Genomic DNA, 21,720 nt, shown 5'->3' on the forward strand with positions numbered 1-21,720 from the left:
CAAAATGACCGCATTACCTGCTACCGGCAGGTAGGTGCGACCATCGGAGGGCGCCGCCGGGCAACCAGCCGGGGCGGCGTAGCAACGAAGCTCAGGGAAAGCAGAGGAACTCGGCCATGGCAACGGCGCCCAGCGTCTCGTACTCGATGACGGTCCGGCTGGAGGTTCCCGCGAGCGGAACCGCGGTCTCCCAGCTCACCACGGCGGTGGAGTCCCACGGCGGATCCGTCACCGGCCTCGACGTGACCGCCTCCGGCCACGAGAAGCTCCGAATCGACGTCACCATCGCCGCGACCTCGACCGCGCACGCCGACGAGATCGTCGAGCAGCTGCGCACCATCGAGGGCGTCGTCCTCGGCAAGGTCTCCGACCGTACGTTCCTGATGCACCTCGGCGGCAAGATCGAGATGGCGTCCAAGCACCCCATCCGCAACCGTGACGACCTCTCCATGATCTACACCCCGGGCGTCGCCCGCGTGTGCATGGCGATCGCCGAGAACCCCGAGGACGCCCGCCGCCTCACCATCAAGCGCAACTCCGTCGCGGTCGTCACCGACGGCTCCGCCGTCCTCGGCCTCGGCAACATCGGCCCGATGGCCGCCCTGCCCGTCATGGAGGGCAAGGCCGCCCTCTTCAAGCGCTTCGCCGGCATCGACGCCTGGCCGATCTGCCTCGACACGCAGGACACCGACGAGATCGTCGCGATCGTCAAGGCGATCGCCCCCGGCTTCGCGGGCATCAACCTGGAGGACATCTCCGCGCCGCGCTGCTTCGAGATCGAGGCCCGGCTGCGCGAGGCCCTCGACATCCCCGTCTTCCACGACGACCAGCACGGCACCGCCATCGTCGTCCTCGCCGCCCTCACCAACGCGCTGCGCGTCGTCAACAAGGGCATCGGCGACGTACGGGTCGTCATGTCCGGTGCCGGCGCCGCCGGTACGGCCATCCTGAAGCTGCTGATCGCGGCGGGCGTCAAGCACGCCGTCGTCGCCGACATCCACGGCGTCGTGCACGCGGGCCGCGAGGACCTCGTGGACGCGGCGCCCGGCACTCCGCTGCGCTGGATCGCCGACAACACCAACCCCGAGGGCGTCACCGGCACCCTCAAGCAGGCCGTGGTCGGCGCGGACGTGTTCATCGGCGTCTCGGCCCCCAACCTGCTGGGCGCGCAGGACGTCGCCGCCATGGCGGAGGGCGCGATCGTGTTCGCGCTCGCGAACCCCGACCCGGAGGTCGACCCGGCCGCCGCGCGTCAGACGGCCGCCGTCGTCGCCACCGGCCGCTCGGACTTCCCGAACCAGATCAACAACGTGCTGGTCTTCCCGGGTGTCTTCCGCGGTCTCCTCGACGCCCAGTCCCGTACGGTCAACACGGAGATGATGCTGGCGGCCGCCACGGCCCTCGCCGACGTCGTCACCGAGGACGAGCTGAACCCGAACTACATCATCCCGTCGGTCTTCAACGACAAGGTCGCGGGTGCGGTCGCCGGAGCCGTGCGCAACGCGGCGAAGGCGGCGGCCGGCGGTCCGGCGGCGACCGGGCGCTGACGGCGCGTCGCGATTCGCGGAGCCGTAAACCCGCCTTTAGGGTGGCTTTTCGGCTCCGCGTGGTTTTCGTGGAGTCGACAGAACGTCACCACCACGGGGCTCTGGCGCTTTTCGTGTGACCCCAGGGGGTGCCGGATTGGCGTTCCCGCCGCTGGTGGGGGCAGGATGCGTGTTTGGGCGCGAGGGTCTGTCATTAGACCCGGGTCCGGGGACTGTCCGAAGGCCCTGGCAGCATCGGCTTCGCTGTACCCAATCACGCGGCTTCCGCCGCGTGGCACGCCTCACAGGCAAGAAGAACACGGGAGTAACAACATGAACCGCAGTGAGCTGGTGGCCGCCCTGGCCGACCGCGCCGAGGTGACCCGCAAGGACGCCGACGCCGTGCTGGCCGCTCTCGCCGAGACCGTCGGTGAGGTCGTCGCCAAGGGCGACGAGAAGGTCACCATCCCCGGCTTCCTGACCTTCGAGCGCACCCACCGTGCCGCTCGCACCGCTCGTAACCCGCAGACCGGCGACCCGATCAACATCCCGGCCGGCTACAGCGTGAAGGTCTCCGCGGGCTCGAAGCTCAAGGAAGCCGCCAAGGGCAAGTAAGGCCACCAAGGCCGCGTAAGGCAGCCTGGAGGCGCAGAAAGGGCGGCCACCCTGTCAGGGGGTGGCCGCCCTTCCGTTTGCCCGTCAGACGGGCCTTGGCGCCTTCGGAAGGCGGTGTACGCGGGTGCGTGGCGCCCCCAGGGGCAGGCCACGCGCCCGCGTACCGCCCGTTTACACCAGTGCGCTGCCCGGCAGCTCGACCTTGGCGCCGAGCTCGACGAGCTTCTCCATGAAGTTCTCGTAGCCGCGGTTGATCAGCTCGATGCCGTGCACCCGGGAGGTGCCCTGGGCCGCGAGCGCCGCGATCAGGTACGAGAAGCCGCCGCGCAGGTCGGGGATGACCAGGTCGGCGCCCTGGAGCTTCGTCGGGCCGGACACGACCGCCGAGTGCAGGAAGTTGCGCTGGCCGAAGCGGCAGTCCGAGCCGCCCAGGCACTCGCGGTACAGCTGGATGTGAGCGCCCATCTGGTTGAGCGCGGAGGTGAAGCCGAGCCGGGACTCGTACACCGTCTCGTGGACGATGGAGAGGCCGGAGGCCTGCGTCAGGGCCACGACCAGCGGCTGCTGCCAGTCCGTCTGGAAGCCGGGGTGCACGTCCGTCTCCAGGTGGATCGCGTTGAGCGAGCCGCCCGGGTGCCAGAAGCGGATGCCCTCGTCGTCGATCTCGAAGGCGCCACCCACCTTCCGGTAGGTGTTGAGGAAGGTCATCATCGAGCGCTGCTGGGCGCCGCGCACGTAGATGTTGCCCTCGGTGGCGAGCGCCGCGGACGCCCAGGAGGCCGCCTCGAGGCGGTCCGGGAGCGCCCGGTGGGTGTAGCCGTCGAGGCGGTCGACGCCGGTGATCCGGATGGTCCGGTCGGTGTCCATGGAGATGATCGCGCCCATTTTCTGCAGGACGCAGATCAGGTCCTCGATCTCGGGCTCCACGGCGGCGTTCGACAGCTCGGTGACGCCCTCGGCGAGCACGGCCGTCAGCAGCACCTGCTCGGTCGAGCCGACCGAGGGGTACGGCAGCCGGATCTTGCAACCGCGAAGACGCTGCGGGGCCTCCAGGTACTGCCCGTCGTCCCGCTTCTCGATGGTGGCGCCGAACTGGCGCAGCACGTCGAAGTGGAAGTCGATGGGCCGACCGCCGATGTCGCAGCCGCCGAGGCCCGGGATGAAGGCGTGGCCGAGACGGTGCAGCAGCGGGCCGCAGAAGAGGATCGGGATGCGGGACGAACCGGCGTGGGCATCGATGTCGGCGACGTTCGCCGACTCGACGTGCGTCGGGTCGAGGACGAGCTCGCCGGGCTCCTCGCCCGGGCGGACCGTCACTCCGTGCAGCTGGAGCAGTCCGCGGACCACGCGGACGTCACGGATGTCGGGCACATTGCGCAGGCGGCTCGGGCCGCTGCCGAGCAGGGCGGCGACCATCGCCTTGGGCACGAGGTTCTTCGCGCCGCGGACGCGGATCTCGCCCTCCAGCGGGGTTCCGCCGTGGACAAGCAGGACATCGTCTGTGCCGGTCATGAATCTCGCGTTCCGGAGTGGGGTCGGTCGGGTGGCCAGTGAAAAGGGTAAGGGGCCATGAGACCTCCAACGGGTGCCTCGGGGGGCCTGTCAGATGTAATGAATTCGGCACAACACCCTCTGTTCCCGTGATCTTGCGGAGCGTCACCGTCCGTTTCCGTCGCCGGGGCGGCCCACGGCCCCCTCTTCGGCGCGGCGGTCACCGAGCTGATCTGCGGTGGTCGGCGACTTCCCGCCATCGCTCCGGTTCGTCCCGTCCGACAACCCCCGCGAACGCCGAAGATGCGGGATCATGTGTCGCATGACCGAGGTGTCCTCGCTCACAGGGCGGCTGCTCGTCGCCACCCCCGCCCTCGCGGACCCGAATTTCGACCGCGCGGTGGTGCTGCTGCTCGACCACGACGACGAGGGCTCGCTCGGCGTGGTCCTCAACCGGCCGACGCCGGTGACCGTCGGCGACATCCTCGCCCCCTGGGCCGGACTCGCCGGCGAACCCGGCGTCGTCTTCCAGGGCGGCCCCGTCTCGCTCGACGCGGCCCTCGGCGTCGCCGTGATCCCCGGCGACGAGGGCCCGCTCGGCTGGCGGCGGGTGTACGGGGCGATCGGCCTGGTCGATCTGGAGACCCCGCCCGAGCTGCTCGGACCGGCCCTCGGCTCGCTGCGGATCTTCGCCGGATACGCGGGCTGGGGCCCCGGCCAGCTGGAGTCCGAGCTCGGCGACGGGGCCTGGTACGTGGTCGAGTCGGAGCCCGGCGACGTCTCCTCGCCGCAGCCCGAGACGCTCTGGCGGCAGGTGCTCAGGCGGCAGCGCGGCGACCTCGCGATGATCGCGACGTACCCCGACGACCCGTCCCTCAACTGACGGCGCCCCGTCCCTCAACCGCGGGCCCCGGCTTTCAGTACCCTTGGCGGTTATGAGCACTCTCGAGCCCGAGCGCGGGGCAGGTACGGGAACCCTCGTCGAGCCGACGCCGCAGGTGTCCCACGGTGACGGCGACCACGAGCGCTACGCCCATTACGTCCAGAAGGACAAGATCATGGCGAGCGCCCTCGACGGCACCCCCGTCGTGGCGCTGTGCGGAAAGGTCTGGGTACCGGGGCGCGACCCCAAGAAGTACCCGGTCTGTCCGATGTGCAAGGAGATCTACGACTCCATGGGCGCCGGCGGTGGCGACAAGGACAAGGGCGGCAAGGACAAGTAGCGGTGTCCTGACGCCCGGGGATGTCGGGGGCGGCCCCCGTCACGCGTACTTCGGTACGGGTGGCGGGGGCCGTTTCGCGTTCCGGGGACCTTTCGGCGCGCGTTGCGCAGGGTGCGTTCGCCGGTCACGGAGTGGTTGAGGTGGTCGAGACCTCTTGTCGGGTCGCCCGAGGCGCGCCTAACCTCACGCGTGTTGTGCAGAACGAAACGCGCATTGCGCATGTTGCAACGCACGCACCTGGAGGGGATCCGTCATGAAGCTTCCTGCCCGCGCCGCCGCACTCCTGCTGGCCGGCCTGACCGCCACCGCCTGCGCGCCCCAGACCGCCGACGGCAAGGCGACGACGGACGAGAAGACCGGCACCCTGCGGGTCTGGCTCTTCCAGGAGGTGAGCAACAAGCCCAAGGAACAGGTCGTCGCACAGGCCGTCGCCGCCTTCGAGAAGCAGCACCAGGGCGCCGAGGTCGAGGTCGAGTACATCCCCGTCGAGACCCGCGCCCAGCGCGTCAAGGCCGCCTTCAACGACCCCAAGTCGGCCCCCGACCTCATCGAGTACGGCAACACCGACACCGCCGGATACGTGAAGGACGGCGGACTCGCCGACATCAGCGCCGAGTTCGGCGCCTGGGACGAGGCCAAGGACACCGACCCCACCGCCAAGCAGTCCGTCACCGTCGGCGGAAAGGTCTACGGAGCCCCGCTCTTCGTCGGCGTCCGCGCCCTCTACTACCGCACCGACGTGTTCGAGGAACTCGGCCTGACCGCCCCCAAGAGCCAGGCCGAACTCGTCTCCACCGCGAAGAAGATCCGCAAGGCCAAGCCCGACCTGTACGGCATCGCCGTCGGCGGCGCGTACACCTACGGCGCCATGCCCTTCGTCTGGGCGGCCGGCGGCGAACTCGCCACCGCGAACGGCGACTCGTACAAGGCCGCCGTCAACAGCGAGGCCGCCCTCAAGGGCATCGGCACCTACACTTCGCTCTTCGGCGACGACAACTGCCCCGCCGCCAAGTGCGCCCAGATGGGCGGCAACGCCACCGTCACCGCCTTCGCCTCCGGCAAGGCCGCCATGGCCATCGGCGGCGACTTCAGCCACGCCGCCGTCGAAGCCGGCACCGTCAAGGGCAAGTACGCCGTCGTCCCGCTGCCCGGCACCACCCCCGGCTCCATCGCCCCGGCCTTCGCCGGCGGCAACAACATCGGCGTCCTCAAGAGCACCTCGCACCGCAGCCTCGCCGTCGACCTCCTCAAGTCCCTCACCGGCAAGGAGACCCAGGGCCGGCTCTTCGACGCGATGGGCTTCCTCCCCACGTACACCGACGTCCGGACCGCCGCCGCCCAGCGGCAGCCCTTCGTGAAGCCCTTCATCGACACCCTCGGCGCGGGCACCAAGTTCGTCCCGGCGTCCCCCGGCTGGGGCCAGATCGACGCCTCCCTCGTGCTGCCCACCCTGTTCCAGGAGGTCGTCAGCGGCCGTAAGGACGTCAAGGCGGCGGCCGACGACGCCGCGAAGAAGATGGACGCCGCCTTCGCGCCGGCGGGCTGAGCCGCATGACGACCCAGCTCACCGTCACCGAGAAGCGGCCGGGCGGGACCGCGCCCCCGGCCCCCCGGCCGGCCGGGCGCGGCGGTCCCAGGGGCCACCGCCCGTGGACCCCCTGGCTGTACCTCCTGCCCGCCCTCGCCGTCCTCGGCGGACTCCTCGTCTACCCCGTCTACCAGCTCGGCCTGATCTCCTTCCTGGAGTACACCCAGGCCCAGGTCAGCGGCGGCGAACCCACCTCCTTCAAGGGCTTCGGTAACTACACGACCCTCTTCGCCGACCCCCAGTTCCGGCAGGTCCTCCTCGCCACCGTCCTCTTCGCCGCCGCCTGCGTCGTCACCACGCTCGCCGTCGGCTGCGCCCTCGCCGTACTCCTCACGCGCGTGCGTGCCCTGCCGCGGCTCGTCCTGATGATGGCCGCGCTCGGCGCCTGGGCCACGCCCGCGATCACCGGCTCGACGGTCTGGGTCTTCCTCTTCGACGCCGACTTCGGCCCCGTCAACAAACTGCTCGGGCTCGGCGACTTCTCCTGGACGTACGGCAGGTACAGCGCCTTCGCCCTCGTCCTCCTCGAAGTCGTCTGGTGTTCCTTCCCGTTCGTGATGGTCACCGTCTACGCGGGCATCAAGGCCATCCCGTCCGAGGTCCTGGAGGCCGCCGCCCTGGACGGCGCCTCGCAGTGGCGGATCTGGCGCTCGGTCATGGCGCCGATGCTCCGGCCGATCCTGGTCGTCGTCACGATCCAGTCGATCATCTGGGACTTCAAGCTCTTCACCCAGATCTACGTGATGACGAACGGCGGCGGCATCGCCGGCCAGAACCTCGTCCTCAACGTGTACGCCTACCAGAAGGCCTTCGCCTCGTCCCAGTACAGCCTGGGCTCGGCGATCGGCGTCGTCATGCTGCTGATCCTGCTGGGCGTGACGCTCGTCTACCTGCGCCTGCTGCGACGCCAGGGAGAAGAACTGTGACCACATTCCGAGTGCGGCGGCCCGGGCGCCTCGCCGCCGAGGCCGTCACCCTGCTCGTCGCGGCCGCAGTCGCCTTCCCGCTGTACTGGATGGTCCTCTCGGCCTTCAAACCGGCCGGCGAGATCCAGTCCACCGACCCCCGGCCGTGGACGCTCTCCCCGTCCCTCGACTCCTTCCGGCGCGTCTTCGAACAGCAGGACTTCGGCCGCTACTTCCTCAACTCGCTGATCGTGGCGGGCACGGTCGTCCTCGCCTCCGCGCTGATCGCCTTCCTCGCGGCGACGGCCGTCACCCGGTTCCGCTTCAGGTTCCGGACGACGCTCCTGATCATGTTCCTGGTCGCCCAGATGGTGCCGGTCGAGGCCCTGGCCATCCCGCTGTTCTTCCTCATGCGGGACACCGGCCGGCTCAACACCCTCGGCGCGCTGATCCTGCCGCACATCGCCTTCTCGCTGCCCTTCGCGATCTGGATGCTGCGCGGCTTCGTCAAGGCGGTCCCCGAGGCCCTTGAGGAACAGGCCCAGATCGACGGAGCGAGCCGGACCCGGTTCCTGTGGCAGATCCTCTTCCCGCTGGTCTTCCCGGGGCTCGTCGCGACGAGCGTCTTCTCGTTCATCTCGACCTGGAACGACTTCCTCTTCGCGAAGTCGTTCATCATCAGCGACACCTCGCAGTCGACCCTCCCCATGGCCCTGCTCGTCTTCTTCAAGCCGGACGAGAACGACTGGGGAGGGATCATGGCCGGCTCGACCGTCATGACCGTCCCGGTGCTCGTCTTCTTCGTACTCGTACAGCGCCGTCTGGTCTCGGGACTGGGCGGGGCGGTGAAGGACTGACGCGATGACCCACCCCATGGACCTGATCCCGGCACCCGCGCGCGTGGAGGGGCCGTACCGCTGCGGCTTCGTCCTGGACGAGCGGACGACCCTCAGCGCGGCCGCAGGCACCGAGAGCACCGCACGCTGGCTGCGCACCACCCTGGGCGCCGCCTTCGCGCTCCCGCTCCAGGACACGGCCGACGAGGACGCCACCCACAGCATCCGGCTGCGCCTCGACGACACCCTCGCCCCCGAGGCGTACCGGCTCCACGTCCTGATCGACCAGGTCGTCGAGATCACCGGAGGCGGGCCGGCCGGCGTCTTCTGGGGCGCCCAGACCCTCCGTCAGCTCCTCGGCCCCGAGGCCTTCCGCGAGGCGCCGGTGAAGAAGGGCGCGGTCGCGGCCCTGACGGCGCAGACCATCGAGGACGCCCCGCGATTCGGCTGGCGCGGCCTCATGCTCGACGTCTCCCGGCACTTCCTGCCCAAGGACGACGTCCTGCGCTACCTCGACCTCCTCGCCGCCCACAAGCTCAACGTCTTCCACTTCCACCTCACCGACGACCAGGGCTGGCGCATCGAGATCAAGCGCCACCCCAAGCTCACCGAGGTCGGTTCCTGGCGGGCCCGCAGCAAGTGGGGCCACCGGGCCTCGCCGCTCTGGGACGAGACCCCGCACGGCGGGTTCTACACCCAGGACGACATCCGCGAGATCGTCGCGTACGCCGCCGAGCGGCACATCACCGTCGTCCCCGAGATCGACCTGCCCGGCCACTCGCAGGCCGCCATCGCCGCGTATCCCGAACTCGGCAACACCGACGTCGTCGACACCGCCGCCCTCACCGTCTGGGACACCTGGGGCGTCAACCCCAACGTCCTCGCCCCCACCGAGGCCGTCCTGCGCTTCTACGAGGGCGTCTTCGAGGAGGTCCTCGACCTCTTCCCGGCGGCCACGTCACCCTTCGTCCACGTCGGCGGCGACGAGTGCCCCAAGGACCAGTGGAAGGCCTCCCCGGCCGCCCAGGCCCGCATCGAGGAACTCGGGCTCGCCGACGAGGACGAGCTGCAGTCCTGGTTCATCCGCCACTTCGACCGCTGGCTCACCGCCCGCGGACGGCGGCTCATCGGCTGGGACGAGATCCTGGAGGGCGGTCTCGCGGAGGGCGCGGCCGTCTCCTCCTGGCGGGGATACGGCGGCGGGATCGCCGCCGCCGAGGCCGGCCACGACGTCGTCATGTGCCCCGAGCAGCAGGTGTACCTGGACCACCGTCAGGCACCGGGCGAGGACGAACCGATGCCCATCGGATACGTCCGCACCCTGGAGGACGTCTACCGCTTCGAGCCCGTCCCGCCGGGCCTCTCGCCGGAGGCCGCCGCCCACATCCTGGGAACCCAGGCCAACGTCTGGACCGAGGTGATGGAGAGCCGGTCCCGCGTCGACTACCAGGTCTTCCCGCGCCTCGCCGCCTTCGCCGAGGTCGCCTGGTCCATGCTGCCCGCGCCGGAGGCACGCGACTACCCGGCCTTCGCACGCCGGATGGACACCCACTACGCGCGCCTGGACGCCCTCGGCGTGGACTACCGCCCGCCCGCCGGGCCCCACCCCCGGCAGCAGCGCCCCGGGGTCCTGGGACGCCCTCGCGAAGGGACGCCCCCGATCGTGTGAGGGACCCGACATCCCCCTTCACCCAAGAGCGGCGAAACGGAAGTTACCGTCACTCGTCGGGGCGTCCCGGACGGAACAGTCCTTCGCGGGCCCTCGCGCCGGACCGCTCGGAAGATGTGCCAGAGTTGCCACGTCCGGCCTGTGAGCACGTACGGTACGCCCACACGCAGGCGCGACCGCCGGGCACATTCGGGGACCACCGGGACACCGGGAAGGGGCAGCGGGTTGACCACGCACGCACCACAGACGGCGCAGTCCGTGACGCTGCCCGCCTCGCTCGACGAGGCCGTGGCGGCGCTCACGGCCATGCCGGCCGCCGTCCCCGTCGCCGGTGGCACCGACCTGATGGCCGCCGTCAACAAGGGCCAGCTCCGCCCCGCCGGACTCGTCGGCCTGAGCCGCATCAACGAAATCCGCGGCTGGCAGTACCAGGACGGCCACGCACTCCTCGGCGCGGGCCTCACGCACGCGCGCATGGGCCGCCCCGACTTCGCCGCCCTCATCCCCGCCCTCGCCGCCGCCTCCCGCGCGGCGGGACCGCCCCAGATCCGCAACGCGGGCACCCTCGGCGGCAACGTCGTCACCGCCGCGCCCACCGGCGACTCGCTGCCCGTCCTCGCCGCCCTGGAGGCCGACCTGGTCGTCCTCGGGCCGCTCGGCAGCCGCGAGATCCCCGTCTCCCACCTGCTGGCAGGACGTGACCTGCTGGCCCCCGGCGAGCTCGTCGCCTTCGTCCGCGTCCCCCTGCTCCACGCCCCCCAGGTCTTCGTCAAGGCCACCGGCCGCACCGGCCCGGCCCGCGCCACCGCCTCCGTCGCCGTCGTCCTCGACCCGGCCCGGCGCGGGGTGCGCTGCGCGGTCGGCGCCGTCGCGCCGATGCCGCTGCGCCCGCTGGAGGCGGAGCGCTGGATCGCCTCGCTGGTCGACTGGGACAACGACCGGGGGCTCGCCCCCGAGGCGCTCGCGGCGTTCGGCGAGTACGTCGCCGCCGCCTGCATCCCGGACCCGCCGGGCGACGAAGTGTTGCCCCCGGCCGTACTGCACCTGCGGCGCACCGTCGCCGCACTCGCCCGACGGGCACTGGGGAGGGCACTGTCGTGAGCAGCAACGAACAGCACGGGAACCAGGGCGGGAGCCCGGGCGGCTGGGAGCCGATCCCGCAGAGCGAGGGGTACGACGGGGACGCCACCGCGTTCGTCCAGCTGCCCCCGGACTTCATGCTGGACGGCGTCCCCCTGGAAGCCCCCGGCCACGGCTACGTACCGCCGATGATCACCCCGCTGCAGCCGCTCACCCCGGCGGCGACGGACCCGGCGGCGACCGGCACGTGGACGGTCCACCTGCCGACGCAGGCGGAGCAGACCCGGTACGCGGAGCAGACCCAGTACTTCGACGGTGCGGAGTACGCCGACCAGGGCGCGCCCTTCGGGCAGCCGGCCGAGTACGTCGAGCCGACGGGGTACGCGGGGCAGCCCGGGCACTTCGAGCAGGCGGGTCACACGGGCCACACCGGCCACACGGAGCGCGTCGAGCACTTCGAGCAGGATCCGCACGCGACGGCCGAGTGGCGCTTCACGGAGGTGACGGCGCCCGCCGCCGCCTCCGGCACCACCGGCCAGTGGGAGATTCCGGTCGTACCGGACATCGCCGAGGTCGAGGGCGCCGAGCCGACGGAGGAGCCGGGCGAGTTCGCCGCCTCGTCCGTCAGGCCCTACGCCGAGGCCCCGGCGACCCTGCCGGGCGGCGCCCCGGCGCCGTGGGCGCTTCCGGAGGAGCCGGCCGCGCAGGCCGTCACCGAGACCGATGCGGCGGGCGACGGCGAGCCGGGCGCGAGCCCGGAGGCCGAGCAGACCGAGGCGGAGACGGAGGGCCCCGGCGAGGAGCCGGGTGAGGAGCCGGGCGACGGTCCGGGTGAGCCCGACACGTCGGCCGCCGCCCACGAGGACCCCGCGCCCGCATCCGACCCGGCCTCCGGCCCGAACCTCGCCGCCTCCACCGACAGCGACGAGCACCCCCACACCTCGTACACCCTGCGGGTCAACGGCGCCGACCGGCCCGTCACCGGCTCCTGGATCGGCGAGTCGCTGCTCTACGTCCTGCGCGAGCGCCTCGGCCTCGCCGGGGCCAAGGACGGCTGCTCGCAGGGCGAGTGCGGCGCGTGCAACGTGCAGGTCGACGGCCGGCTCGTCGCCTCCTGCCTGGTCCCCGCGGCGACCGCCGCCGGGAGCGAGGTGCGGACGGTCGAGGGCCTCGCGGTCGACGGGGAGCCCTCCGACGTGCAGCGGGCGATGGCCAAGTGCGGAACCGTGCAGTGCGGCTTCTGCATCCCAGGCATGTGCATGACCGTGCACGACCTCCTGGAGGGCAACCACGCCCCCAGCGAACTCGAGACCCGCCAGGCGCTCGCCGGCAACCTCTGCCGCTGCTCCGGCTACCGGGGCGTCCTCGAAGCCGTACGCGACGTCGTGTCCGAGCGCGAGGCGAGCGCCGCGGCCGGCGCGGCCGAAGCCTCCGACGGGCCCCGTGTCCCGCACCAGATTCCCCACCCGCACGACGGAGGCATGGCGTGAGCGACGCGATCACCGCCGTTCCCACGGTCCCGGCCCTGGACACCCCCGGGCCCCTCGGCCAGGAGCCGCCCGCGCGCGGCCTCGGCACCTCGCTCCCGCAGGCCGAGTCGCGGGCGAAGACCGAGGGCACCTTCCCGTACGCCTCCGACCTGTGGGCCGAGGGGCTGCTCTGGGCCGCGATCCTGCGCTCCCCGCACCCGCACGCGCGCATCGTCTCCGTCGACACCAGCGCCGCCACCGCCATGCCGGGCGTACGGGCCGTGGTGACGGCCGCCGACGTGCCCGGCGCGGCGACGTACGGCCGCCGGGTCGCCGACCGCCCGGTGTTCGCCGCCGACCTGGTCCGGCACCACGGCGAGGCACTCGCCGCCGTGGCCGCCGACCACCCCGACACGGCCCGCCTGGCCGCCGCCGCGATCAGCGTCGAGTACGAGGTGCTCGACCCGGTCACGGACCCGGAGAAGGCGTTCGCTGCGGAGGCGCTGCACCCCGACGGAAACCTGATCCGGCACATTCCGCTCCGCTTCGGCGACCCGGAGGCGACGGGCGAGATCGTCGTCGAGGGCCTGTACCGGATCGGCCGCCAGGACCCCGCGCCGATCGGCGCGGAGGCGGGCCTCGCCGTACCGCGCCCCGACGGCGGGGTGGAGCTCTACACCGCCTCGACCGACCCGCACACCGACCGCGACCTGGCCGCCGCCTGCTTCGGCCTGCCGCCCGAGCAGGTCAAGCTGGTCGTCACCGGCGTCCCCGGCGCCACCGGCGACCGCGAGGACCCGGGCTTCCAGATCCCGCTGGGCCTGCTCGCGCTGCGTACCGGCTGCCCGGTCAAGCTCACCGCTACGCGCGAGGAATCCTTCCTCGGCCACGCCCACCGGCACCCCACCCTGCTGCGTTACCGGCACCACGCGGACGCGGAAGGGCGGCTGGTGAAGGTGGAGGCGCAGATCCTGCTCGACGCGGGCGCGTACGCCGACTCCTCGTCGGAGTCCCTCGCGGCGGCCGTGGCCTTCGCCTGCGGCCCGTACGTCGTCCCGCACGCCTTCGTCGAAGGCTGGGCGGTCCGTACGAACAACCCGCCGTCCGGTCATGTGCGGGGCGAGGGCGCGATGCAGGTGTGCGCGGCGTACGAGGCGCAGATGGACAAACTGGCGTCGAAGCTGGGTGTCGACCCGGCGGAGCTGCGCATGCGGAACGTGATGTCGACCGGCGACATCCTCCCCACCGGCCAGACGGTCACGTGCCCGGCCCCGGTGGCCGAACTCCTCTCCGCCGTACGGGACTTCCCGCTGCCCCCGCTCCCCAAGGACACCCCCGAGGGCGAGTGGCTGCTGCCCGGCGGCCCCGAGGGCGCGGGCGAACCCGGCGCGGTGCGGCGGGGCGTGGGCTACGCGCTGGGCATGGTGCACATGCTGGGCGCCGAAGGTGCGGACGAGGTGTCGACGGCGACCGTACGCGTCCAGGAGGGCGTGGCGACGGTCATCTGCTCGGCCGTGGACACCGGTTCGGGCTTCTCGACCCTCGCCCGCCAGATCGTGCAGGACACCCTCGGCATCGACGAGGTCCACGTGGCCCCCGTCGACACCGACCAGCCGCCGGCCGGACCCGCGGCACACGGCCGCCACACCTGGGTCTCCGGCGGGGCGGTGGAGCGGGCCGCGAAGATGGTCCGTACGCAGCTCCTCCAGCCGCTGGCCCACCAGTTCGGCATGTCGACGGAGCTCCTCCAGATCACCGACGGCAAGATCACCTCGTACGACGGAGTCCTCTCGACGACCGTCACCGAGGCGATGGACGGCAAGGAACTCTGGGCCACCGCCCAGTGCCGCCCCCACCCGACCGAGCCGCTCGACGAGGCGGGCCAGGGCGACGCGTTCGTCGGCCTCGCGTTCTGCGCGATCCGCGCGGTGGTCGACGTGGACATCGAACTCGGCGCCGTACGCGTCGTGGAGATGGCCGTCGCCCAGGACGTCGGCCGCATCCTCAACCCCGCCCAGCTCGCCACCCGCATCGAAGCGGGCGTCACCCAGGGCGTCGGCGCGGCCCTCACGGAGAACCTCCGCACCGCCCGCGGCCTGGTCCGGCACCCCGACTTCACCGGCTACGCACTCCCGACATCCCTGGACGCCCCGGACATTCGCATCGTGAAACTCGTCGAAGAACGAGACGTCGTCGCCCCGTTCGGAGCGAAGGCCGCGAGCGCGATCCCGGTCGTCACCTCACCCGCCGCAGTGGCCTCAGCGGTGCGCGCCGCAACGGGCCGCCCGGTCAACCGCCTCCCGATCAGGCCCCAGGCAGCCGTCGCCGTGCCCAATTCGTAACCATGTGATGCCCGTTGCTTGTGCAACCCGGAGGTGCGCGTTGTCGTCCTTCCTGGCTACAGTGAACTTCTAGACTCGGTAGTAGACGTCACGTCACGTTGACGGTGGTTCACGGGGGAGGAGCGCGGGCATGGAAGCCTACGTAGGCGGGGGCATGCGAACGCAGGCGGTGAAGTACAGCGCCGACTCCATGCAGAAGTTCAAGCTGCGCGTCGACGAGCTCATCGAGCAGCTCAACGGCTCCGACGCGAGTTCCGGCAAGTTGAAGTCGGATCCGGTGTCCCGCACGCAGTTCGGCGGTGGCGGCGCGGCCTGGGGCGAGGCTCAGAACGCCTACGCGGCGTACGACGAGACCCTCGGGCGCCTGGTGGCACTCTCCGGTCTGCTCAAGGACTGCCTGGAAGGCCTCGGGATCGCGGTCGTCGCCTCCAAGAACGGCATGGAAGAGATGGACGACGACATCAAGCGCAAGATGATCGACATCCACCAGCGGACGTATGACGCCAAGGAGAAGGCGGACAAGGAAGCGGGCCGCGACACCGCGGCGGGCGGACAGGGCGACACGTCCGAAAGCGGCGGCTCCTTCCAGTAGGGAGGCGCGGACAGAATTCCGGGGACACGGGGAAGAGGCGAGAGATGAGGCCTGCAGAGGGCGGCGGAGGCGGCGGAACCAACTTCGCCGGCATGGAACACCAGCAGATGCTGGCATGGTTGGACGAGGCGAGCAGCTACTACGTCAGGGACGCTGCGGACCGGTTGAAGTCGGTCTCGGAGCAACTGGCCACGATCGCCACCGACCTGCGCGTCAGCATGAAGAGCATGGACTGGGAGGGTGAGGCCGAGAAGGCCTTCGTCGAGTGGGCCACCGAAGTGGCCAACTCGACCACGCACCTCTCGGACTACAGCGAGCGCGGGGCCAGCCGGATGGCGGACAACGCCGCGGCGATCGCCTCGGCGCAGAGCGCGATGCCTCGCTACACCTCCCAGGCGAACGCCAAGGAGAACCTCGACGCAGCGCTGAAGTACCGCAACGACCCCGACTCGCAGACCATCGCCCGCAACGCGCGGAGCTCGATGGCCACCAGCGACGACCCCGCGGCGATCGCGGCCAAGGAAGAGGCGAACAAGCAGGCTGCGGCGGCCGAGATGTACCGCCTCTCGGACACGTACAAGTGGTCGAGCTTCTACATGAAGAACGACCAGCCGCCGACCTTCCCGCCGCCGCCCGGGGCGTTCGTTCCCGAGGAGCGGGACGTCCGAGGGGGCGAGTCCACCTACATCGGTTCGCCCTCTCAGAGCGAGCGGCGTTCCACGGGTACGGACACGGGTACGTCGACGGTGGACACCACGCGTCCGCAGCAGGACACCCGCCCCGCTCAGGACACGAACACGGTCCCGCCGAAGGGTGACCCCACCGGGCCGACGCACGTCGTACGCCCCGAGGTCCGGCCCGACGCCCCCGTGGACCTCGGCATCGACAGCGTCGACACCAAGACGCCGCCGACGACCGGACCGACGACGCAGACCCCCGGCTCTCCGCCGCCGATCACGAAGCCGGACGGCAGCACGCCTCCGTTCGTGACCACCGGCATGCCCCCGCTCCCCTCGAAGGGCGGCCCGGGGCTGCCGCCTCCCACCGGTCCCGTCACCGGCGGCATGCGCAACCCGATGAACCCCGGCGGACCGCGCGGCCTTCCGACGGGTCCCGGCCCGCTGGGCGGTACCCGTGAGGGCATCAGCGGCGGCAAGGCGGTGCCCCACACGGGGCGCCCCCAGACCGGCCTCCCGCGCAGCACGGTGATCGGCACCGAGCAGGGCGGACGGAACGGCATGGGCATGGGCCGCCCCATGGGCGGCGGCATGGGCGGCCCGATGGGCGGCATGGGCGCCGGACAGAACGGCATCACCGGCGGACGCCGTCTCGCCGGTGAGTCCGGCGGAGTCGTCGGAGGCAAGGCGCAGCGCGCCGGCGCCACCGGTGGCGCCGGACGGCCCTTCACGCCCGGTGGCTCCGGCCTCGTGCGCGGAGGCTCGACGCAGGCCGGCGACCGCGAGGAAACGAACGGAGAGCGTCCCGACTACCTCGTCGAGGACGAGGAGACCTGGCAGCAGGGGCGCCGCGTGGCGCCGCCCGTCATCGACTGATCAGCGCGAGGAAGCAGATGCGTACCAGCAGTATTCGTCGGAGCCGTGCCCGAGCCACCGCCTCGGCCGCCTTGGGGATGCTGCTGGTGGGCATCGCTTCCGTGCCCGCCCACGCGGAAGGCGTCCGCGCCCAGCAGTGGCACCTCGACGCCTTCGGTGCCGAGGAGATCTGGCAGCACAGCACGGGCAAGGGCATCACCGTCGCAGTGATCGACTCCGGTGTGGAGAGGAACAACCCGGACCTCCGTGGCCAAGTGCTCCAAGGGAAGGACTTCGCGCCGGAGGAGAAGGGCGACCAGTTCACCGACTACATCGGCCACGGCACGGGGATGGCCGGCCTGATCGCCGGTACCGGAGCAAGGGACGGCGGTAACGGGGCCTTCGGACTGGCTCCGGGCGCCAAGATCCTTCCGGTTCGTGTTCCCGGGCTCGAGGCGGGCGACGGGAGCATGGCGGAGAGCGACAAGGAGTTCAACCGCGTCGTTCCGCCGGCGATCAAGTACGCGGCCGATTCCGGTGCCGAGGTCATCAGCATCTCGCTGGGCGCCACCGCCGGTTCCCAGGCACTCACCGACGCGGTGAAGTACGCGCTGGACAAGGGTTCTCTGGTCTTCGCCGCGGTCGGGAACAGCGCCGAGAAAGGCAATCAGACCGAGTACCCGGCAGCGACCCCCGGCGTCGTCGGTGTCGGTGCCGTCGACAACAAGGGCAAGCGCATCACGATGTCCCAGTTCGGCCCCCAGGTCGATCTGGTCGCCCCGGGGAAGGACACCGTGCACGCCTGCGGCGGCGGCACCGGCCTCTGCAAGTCCAGCGGTACCAGTGACGCCACCGCCCTCGCCTCCGCCTCCGCCGCGCTGCTCTGGGCGAAGCACCCCGACTGGACCAACAACCAGGTCCTGAAGGTCATGCTCAACACGATCGCCGGTCCCAAGGGGGCTGAGGAGCGCAGCGACTACATCGGCTTCGGTGCCGTCCGCCCGCTTCGTACCCTCAAGACGCCCGGCGATCCCGGCCCGGCCGATGTGCGGCCCATCGACGACCTCACCGCGGCCGCACCCGAGACCGCGACGGCTACGCCCACGCCCACGGACCTGCCGTCGGCCGACCCGGCTCCCGCGGAGTCGTCCGCCGCGCCCGCCCCGGCTCCCCAGGCCGCCGCCACCGACGACGGCGGCAACACCGGCCTCTGGATCGGGCTCGGGATCGGCGCGGCCGTGCTGATCGGTGCCGCCGTCGCCGTACCCGTACTCCGTTCACGGCGGAGCTGAGCGCGACTCTGCCGGTGGACGTCCGTAACTCACTTATGAGGAAGTAGATGTCGTTCGACGAGGAGTGGAGCCAGGTCCGCAGCGAGACTGCGGCGATGAGGCTCAATGGTGTGCCCGCCGAGCCCAGCGGGGGCGGTGCCAGTGACTACAAGGTGACGTCCGCCGAGCTCAAGGCGGTCGGCAACGAGGCGCAGGAGCTCTTCCACTGGTTCGAGCGGGACGCCTTCCACGCGGGCGCCCAGACCGACGCGGCCGGCAAGAGCCTGGACGGTGACGGCTTCCGGACCGGGTCGGCGATGTGGGCCATGTGGGACACCTGGCGGGAGCAGTGCGAGACGCTCCTCAGCGCGTGCGCGCACATCCACAACCACCTTGAGGACACCGTCATCAGCCACGCCAACCATGAAGAAGTACTGGTCACGAACTTCTCCATGTCCACGATCGACAAGCACTTCAACTGAGCCGACGCGCCTGCCAGCGGCTGACGAGGGAAACAGATGCTGAAGTTCGACCAGGTCCTCCACGCCCACCTCGGGAGCCTCAAGGAGGCGATAACGGGCTGGTCCGAGACGGTCACCAAGCTGGAGAAGGCCAAGGAGAAGGCGGAGACGGGCCTCCAGGGCAAGGCCGAGAAGGCCGACTGGAAGGGTGAGAACGCCGGCGTCACGCAGGCGTTTGTCCGGAAGACGGCCAAGGAGTTCGGCGACGCCCTGACCGAGGCGTCCAGCATCCGCAACATCCTGCGGGACGCGGAGACCGAGTTCCAGGCCGCGAAGACCGAGCTGGAGAGGCTGGTCGCGGAGGCGCCCGGCAAGGGCATCCGGATCGACCAGGACGGTGTCGTCAGCTATCTGATCCACCCCGACCGCCGGTCCAAGGACTACGACGGCCCCAAGCCGGAGCAGGCCGACTTCGAGGCGATGCGATCCGCGATCAAGGCCGCGATCACCCGCGCCGACGACGCCGACGACGTGGCCTCGCGGGCCCTGCGCACGCTTGTCGGCGGGGACAAGAACAACTTCTCCGGCACGAACTACGACTCCCTCAAGACCGCCTCCAAGGCCCAGGACGCCGAGGACGCGCACGCCGCCTACGAGCTGTACAAGAAGGGCGACGAGGCCACTCCGGAGGAGATCGACAAGCTCAACGCCCTCTTCAAGGCCAACCAGAAGGACCCCTACTTCGCCGAGAAGTTCGCCCTGGAGGTCGGACCGAAGGGCAGCATGGAGTACTGGGCGGACATGGGCGACCCGAGCGACGGCTCCCGCCTGGGCGTGGACCACCGGGACAAGCTCAAGGAGCTCCAGACGAACTGGAGTATGACGCTCGCCACCGCGACCCATTCCACGAGCCCCGAGATGGAGCAGTGGAAGGCCGACGTCATCAAGGCCGGCACCGAGCCGATCCAGACGCGCGGCACCAGCCCCTACGGCTTCCAGGTCATGAGCAACCTGCTGCGGGTCGGCGACTACGACGACAAGTTCCTGAAGGACTACGGCAACGGACTCGTCGTCGCCGAGCGGAAGATGACCCACGACGGGGCCCTGCCCCCGGGCCGCGCCTGGCAGCAGATGGGCGGCCAGCCGAGCCATCTGAACTGGCTGGGCGGCGACCTCGGCAAGGACCCGATGATCGGCTTCATGGAGGGCCTCGGGCACAACCCGAAGGCGTCCACGGAGTTCTTCAACAGCGACATCGACCTCACGCCCGAGAACAGCAAGGACAACAAGAAGCTCGACCCGTTCGACTACTTCTCCAAGGACCGCCAGTGGCCCGAGGAGCTGAACGACAAGGGCAACATGACGAAGGAGCCCGGCTACAACGCGCTGGGCCACGCCCTGGAGTCCGCGACCACCGGCCATCCGTACGACGCCGAGGCCGAGGGCCTCAAGGACGTGCGGACCAAGGAGAACGCGGAGGTCATGCAGAAGGTCCTGGAGCGGTACGGCAGCGACCCGAAGTACATGCACGAGCAGCCGGGCATCGACGACAGCCTGGGCAAGATGGGCGCCGCCTACATCGACGAGCTGAACCGCTCCCTGGAGACGGACAGCGACACGACGATGGAGGAGAAGACCAACTCCCCCTTCGGCAACAACGACGACAAGGGCAAGTCCCGCTTCGGCCCCGAGTTCGACACCGGGCTGCTGTTCAACCGCGGCGACACCGTCAACTTCATGGGCATCGTCTCGCAGAGCGAGAGCGGACACGCCACGCTGTCGGCGGCCGAGACGCTGTACACGACGAGCGTCCTCGACCAGGTCGGCCCGAAGCCCGGAACCCCGTTCGACGAGCGGGACCTCACCGACGCGCGGACGACGCTGCGCATCGGGTCGGAGGCGCAGGGAATCATGGACGAGTCCCGCATGGCGCAGATCGACAAGGACTACGAGAAGGACTCCGAGGAGCACAAGAAGGCCGTCGGCAGGACCACCGAATGGGTCAAGTTCGGTGTGGGCGCGGTCGCGGCGGGCGGTGTCGTGGCCCTGACCGGTGGCGCCGGTGGCGTCCTCGTCCCGCTGGCCGCCGAGACGGTGGGCGGTGCCGTGACGACCTTCATCGGGATGGAGGCCGACGACATCGGGGAGAAGTACGAGAAGGACGAGATGCTCAAGAAGAAGTCGGACGACCTCAAGGACGAGGCGCTGGCCATGGGCAAGGAGAACTCGCTTCGACCCGGTATCGCCTACGCCAACGCGCCCGGCTGGAGCGAGAAGGACCGCAACTACCTCGACGAGACGCTCGTCGACTACGTTCGGGACGCACGCCTGCACGCCCGGGACAACTCGCTCCCCGACCCGTACGAGAAGAAGTGACGTTCATGAGGTCCGCGCTGGGAAGGATCGGGGTGGCCGCCGTCGCGGCCGCCCTCCTCACGAGCTGCTCCGGCGGCGACGGTGGGGACGCCACGAAGGAACCGGAGGGCCTGGCGGCGGCCGAGGTCTGCCGGGGCTTCGCGAAGGACGCCGCTGTCACGGCGGCGCTCAAGACGGCCACCGACAGTGAGCGTTTCCACGACGGCCTGTCGGCGTCCCAGCCGGACAAGGCCCTCGACCTCCTGCGGGACGCGACCCGCGCGCCGCTGTCCGACTCCTACCGGCCGCAGCCGAGGCCGTACTGCAAGATCTGGCGCGTCGGGGACATCGACAAGGACCTCAAGATCGAACTGAGCCCGGCGTCCAAGGCCCCGGGGATGGACCCGGAGCTGCTCAAGAAGGTGACCCTCTACACCTCGGGCGCGCTGGCCTACTCGTCCTCGGGGCTGGGCAACGTCTACTTCTCCTGCGATCTCAAGGAGCCTGCCCACGACTTCGTCGTCGAGACGACGATCTGGGGCCCCGCGGGCATCCCGGACGCGGACCTGGAACAGCGGACGCGGCTGATCACGCTCGCCAACGCCGCGGCCCGGCAGGTCTCGGCGGAGCTGGGCTGCCAGGGAGACGAGCTGGCGACCGGGGTACCGAAGGCCATCCCGGCCACCTCATCCGCTCCGTCCTCCTGACCAGGCCGCTCGATACGGGCCGGCGTCCTCGGAGCCGTCCTTCCGGCCGCATCCCTCG

At 70.8% G+C, this 21,720-nt stretch carries 18 protein-coding genes; 17 read left to right on the forward strand and 1 reads right to left on the reverse strand.

The features are described 5' to 3' along the window. Window positions 1–116 precede the first annotated feature (116 nt). Together OG259_RS25815 and OG259_RS25820 are read left to right on the forward strand one after the other, a co-directional pair. Window positions 117–1,547 carry an NAD-dependent malic enzyme gene (locus OG259_RS25815; RefSeq protein ID WP_266892428.1) on the forward strand — a complete coding sequence of 477 codons (1,431 nt, stop codon included), beginning with the start codon at window positions 117–119 and terminating at the stop codon, window positions 1,545–1,547. A 312-nt stretch (window positions 1,548–1,859) separates the two neighbouring features. Continuing rightward, window positions 1,860–2,141 carry an HU family DNA-binding protein gene (locus OG259_RS25820; protein ID WP_017237029.1) on the forward strand — a complete coding sequence of 94 codons (282 nt, stop codon included), beginning with the start codon at window positions 1,860–1,862 and terminating at the stop codon, window positions 2,139–2,141. Window positions 2,142–2,312: 171 nt separating this feature from the next. Here OG259_RS25820 and murA read toward each other — a convergent pair whose 3' ends face one another. Next, a complete protein-coding gene (gene murA / locus OG259_RS25825) occupies window positions 2,313–3,653 on the reverse strand; it encodes a UDP-N-acetylglucosamine 1-carboxyvinyltransferase (protein WP_189503514.1) in 1,341 nt (446 codons plus the stop codon). A gap of 301 nt (window positions 3,654–3,954) precedes the next feature. On the opposite strand from murA, the gene OG259_RS25830 reads away from it, so the two are divergent. From OG259_RS25830 to OG259_RS25900, 15 genes are all read left to right on the forward strand, one after another. Beyond that, a complete protein-coding gene (locus OG259_RS25830; protein WP_328944428.1) occupies window positions 3,955–4,515 on the forward strand; it encodes a YqgE/AlgH family protein in 561 nt (186 codons plus the stop codon). A 52-nt stretch (window positions 4,516–4,567) separates the two neighbouring features. Further along, complete coding sequence (locus OG259_RS25835) at window positions 4,568–4,855, forward strand: DUF3039 domain-containing protein (RefSeq protein WP_015033918.1); 288 nt, start codon at window positions 4,568–4,570, stop codon at window positions 4,853–4,855. A gap of 253 nt (window positions 4,856–5,108) precedes the next feature. After that, the gene (locus tag OG259_RS25840) at window positions 5,109–6,401 is read left to right on the forward strand and encodes an extracellular solute-binding protein (protein WP_328944429.1); all 1,293 of its coding nucleotides are present in this window, start codon (window positions 5,109–5,111) and stop codon (window positions 6,399–6,401) included. 5 nt (window positions 6,402–6,406) lie between these two features. Beyond that, a complete protein-coding gene (locus OG259_RS25845; RefSeq protein WP_328944430.1) occupies window positions 6,407–7,369 on the forward strand; it encodes a carbohydrate ABC transporter permease in 963 nt (320 codons plus the stop codon). After that, window positions 7,366–8,205: a carbohydrate ABC transporter permease gene (locus OG259_RS25850; RefSeq protein ID WP_328944431.1), complete on the forward strand. Its 840-nt coding sequence runs from the start codon at window positions 7,366–7,368 to the stop codon at window positions 8,203–8,205. The genes OG259_RS25845 and OG259_RS25850 overlap by 4 nt, the downstream gene beginning before the upstream one ends. Before the next feature lie 4 nt (window positions 8,206–8,209). Beyond that, window positions 8,210–9,853 (forward strand): beta-N-acetylhexosaminidase, encoded by a 1,644-nt coding sequence (locus OG259_RS25855; protein WP_328944432.1) that lies wholly within the window; start codon window positions 8,210–8,212, stop codon window positions 9,851–9,853. Between the two features lie 225 nt (window positions 9,854–10,078). Continuing rightward, entirely contained in the window at window positions 10,079–10,954 is an 876-nt protein-coding gene (locus OG259_RS25860) for an FAD binding domain-containing protein (protein ID WP_030324484.1), read from the forward strand. Beyond that, complete coding sequence (locus OG259_RS25865; RefSeq protein ID WP_328944433.1) at window positions 10,951–12,423, forward strand: (2Fe-2S)-binding protein; 1,473 nt, start codon at window positions 10,951–10,953, stop codon at window positions 12,421–12,423. The genes OG259_RS25860 and OG259_RS25865 overlap by 4 nt, the downstream gene beginning before the upstream one ends. Beyond that, window positions 12,420–14,744 (forward strand): xanthine dehydrogenase family protein molybdopterin-binding subunit, encoded by a 2,325-nt coding sequence (locus OG259_RS25870; RefSeq protein ID WP_443052014.1) that lies wholly within the window; start codon window positions 12,420–12,422, stop codon window positions 14,742–14,744. The genes OG259_RS25865 and OG259_RS25870 overlap by 4 nt, the downstream gene beginning before the upstream one ends. A 130-nt stretch (window positions 14,745–14,874) precedes the next feature. Continuing rightward, window positions 14,875–15,336, forward strand: coding sequence for a hypothetical protein (locus OG259_RS25875; RefSeq protein WP_328944434.1), 462 nt, complete (start codon window positions 14,875–14,877; stop codon window positions 15,334–15,336). Window positions 15,337–15,380: 44 nt separating this feature from the next. Next, window positions 15,381–16,889 (forward strand): hypothetical protein, encoded by a 1,509-nt coding sequence (locus OG259_RS25880; RefSeq protein WP_328944435.1) that lies wholly within the window; start codon window positions 15,381–15,383, stop codon window positions 16,887–16,889. Between the two features lie 17 nt (window positions 16,890–16,906). Continuing rightward, a complete protein-coding gene (gene mycP, locus OG259_RS25885) occupies window positions 16,907–18,160 on the forward strand; it encodes a type VII secretion-associated serine protease mycosin (protein ID WP_328944436.1) in 1,254 nt (417 codons plus the stop codon). A 47-nt stretch (window positions 18,161–18,207) separates the two neighbouring features. Beyond that, entirely contained in the window at window positions 18,208–18,621 is a 414-nt protein-coding gene (locus tag OG259_RS25890) for a hypothetical protein (RefSeq protein ID WP_328944437.1), read from the forward strand. A 36-nt stretch (window positions 18,622–18,657) separates the two neighbouring features. After that, window positions 18,658–20,976 (forward strand): DUF6571 family protein, encoded by a 2,319-nt coding sequence (locus OG259_RS25895; protein ID WP_328944438.1) that lies wholly within the window; start codon window positions 18,658–18,660, stop codon window positions 20,974–20,976. Window positions 20,977–20,981: 5 nt separating this feature from the next. Continuing rightward, window positions 20,982–21,662: a hypothetical protein gene (locus OG259_RS25900; protein WP_328944439.1), complete on the forward strand. Its 681-nt coding sequence runs from the start codon at window positions 20,982–20,984 to the stop codon at window positions 21,660–21,662. Window positions 21,663–21,720: the final 58 nt, after the last annotated feature.

Origin of the sequence: Streptomyces sp. NBC_00250 (genome assembly GCF_036192275.1) — a bacterium.
GTDB lineage: Bacteria > Actinomycetota > Actinomycetes > Streptomycetales > Streptomycetaceae > Streptomyces.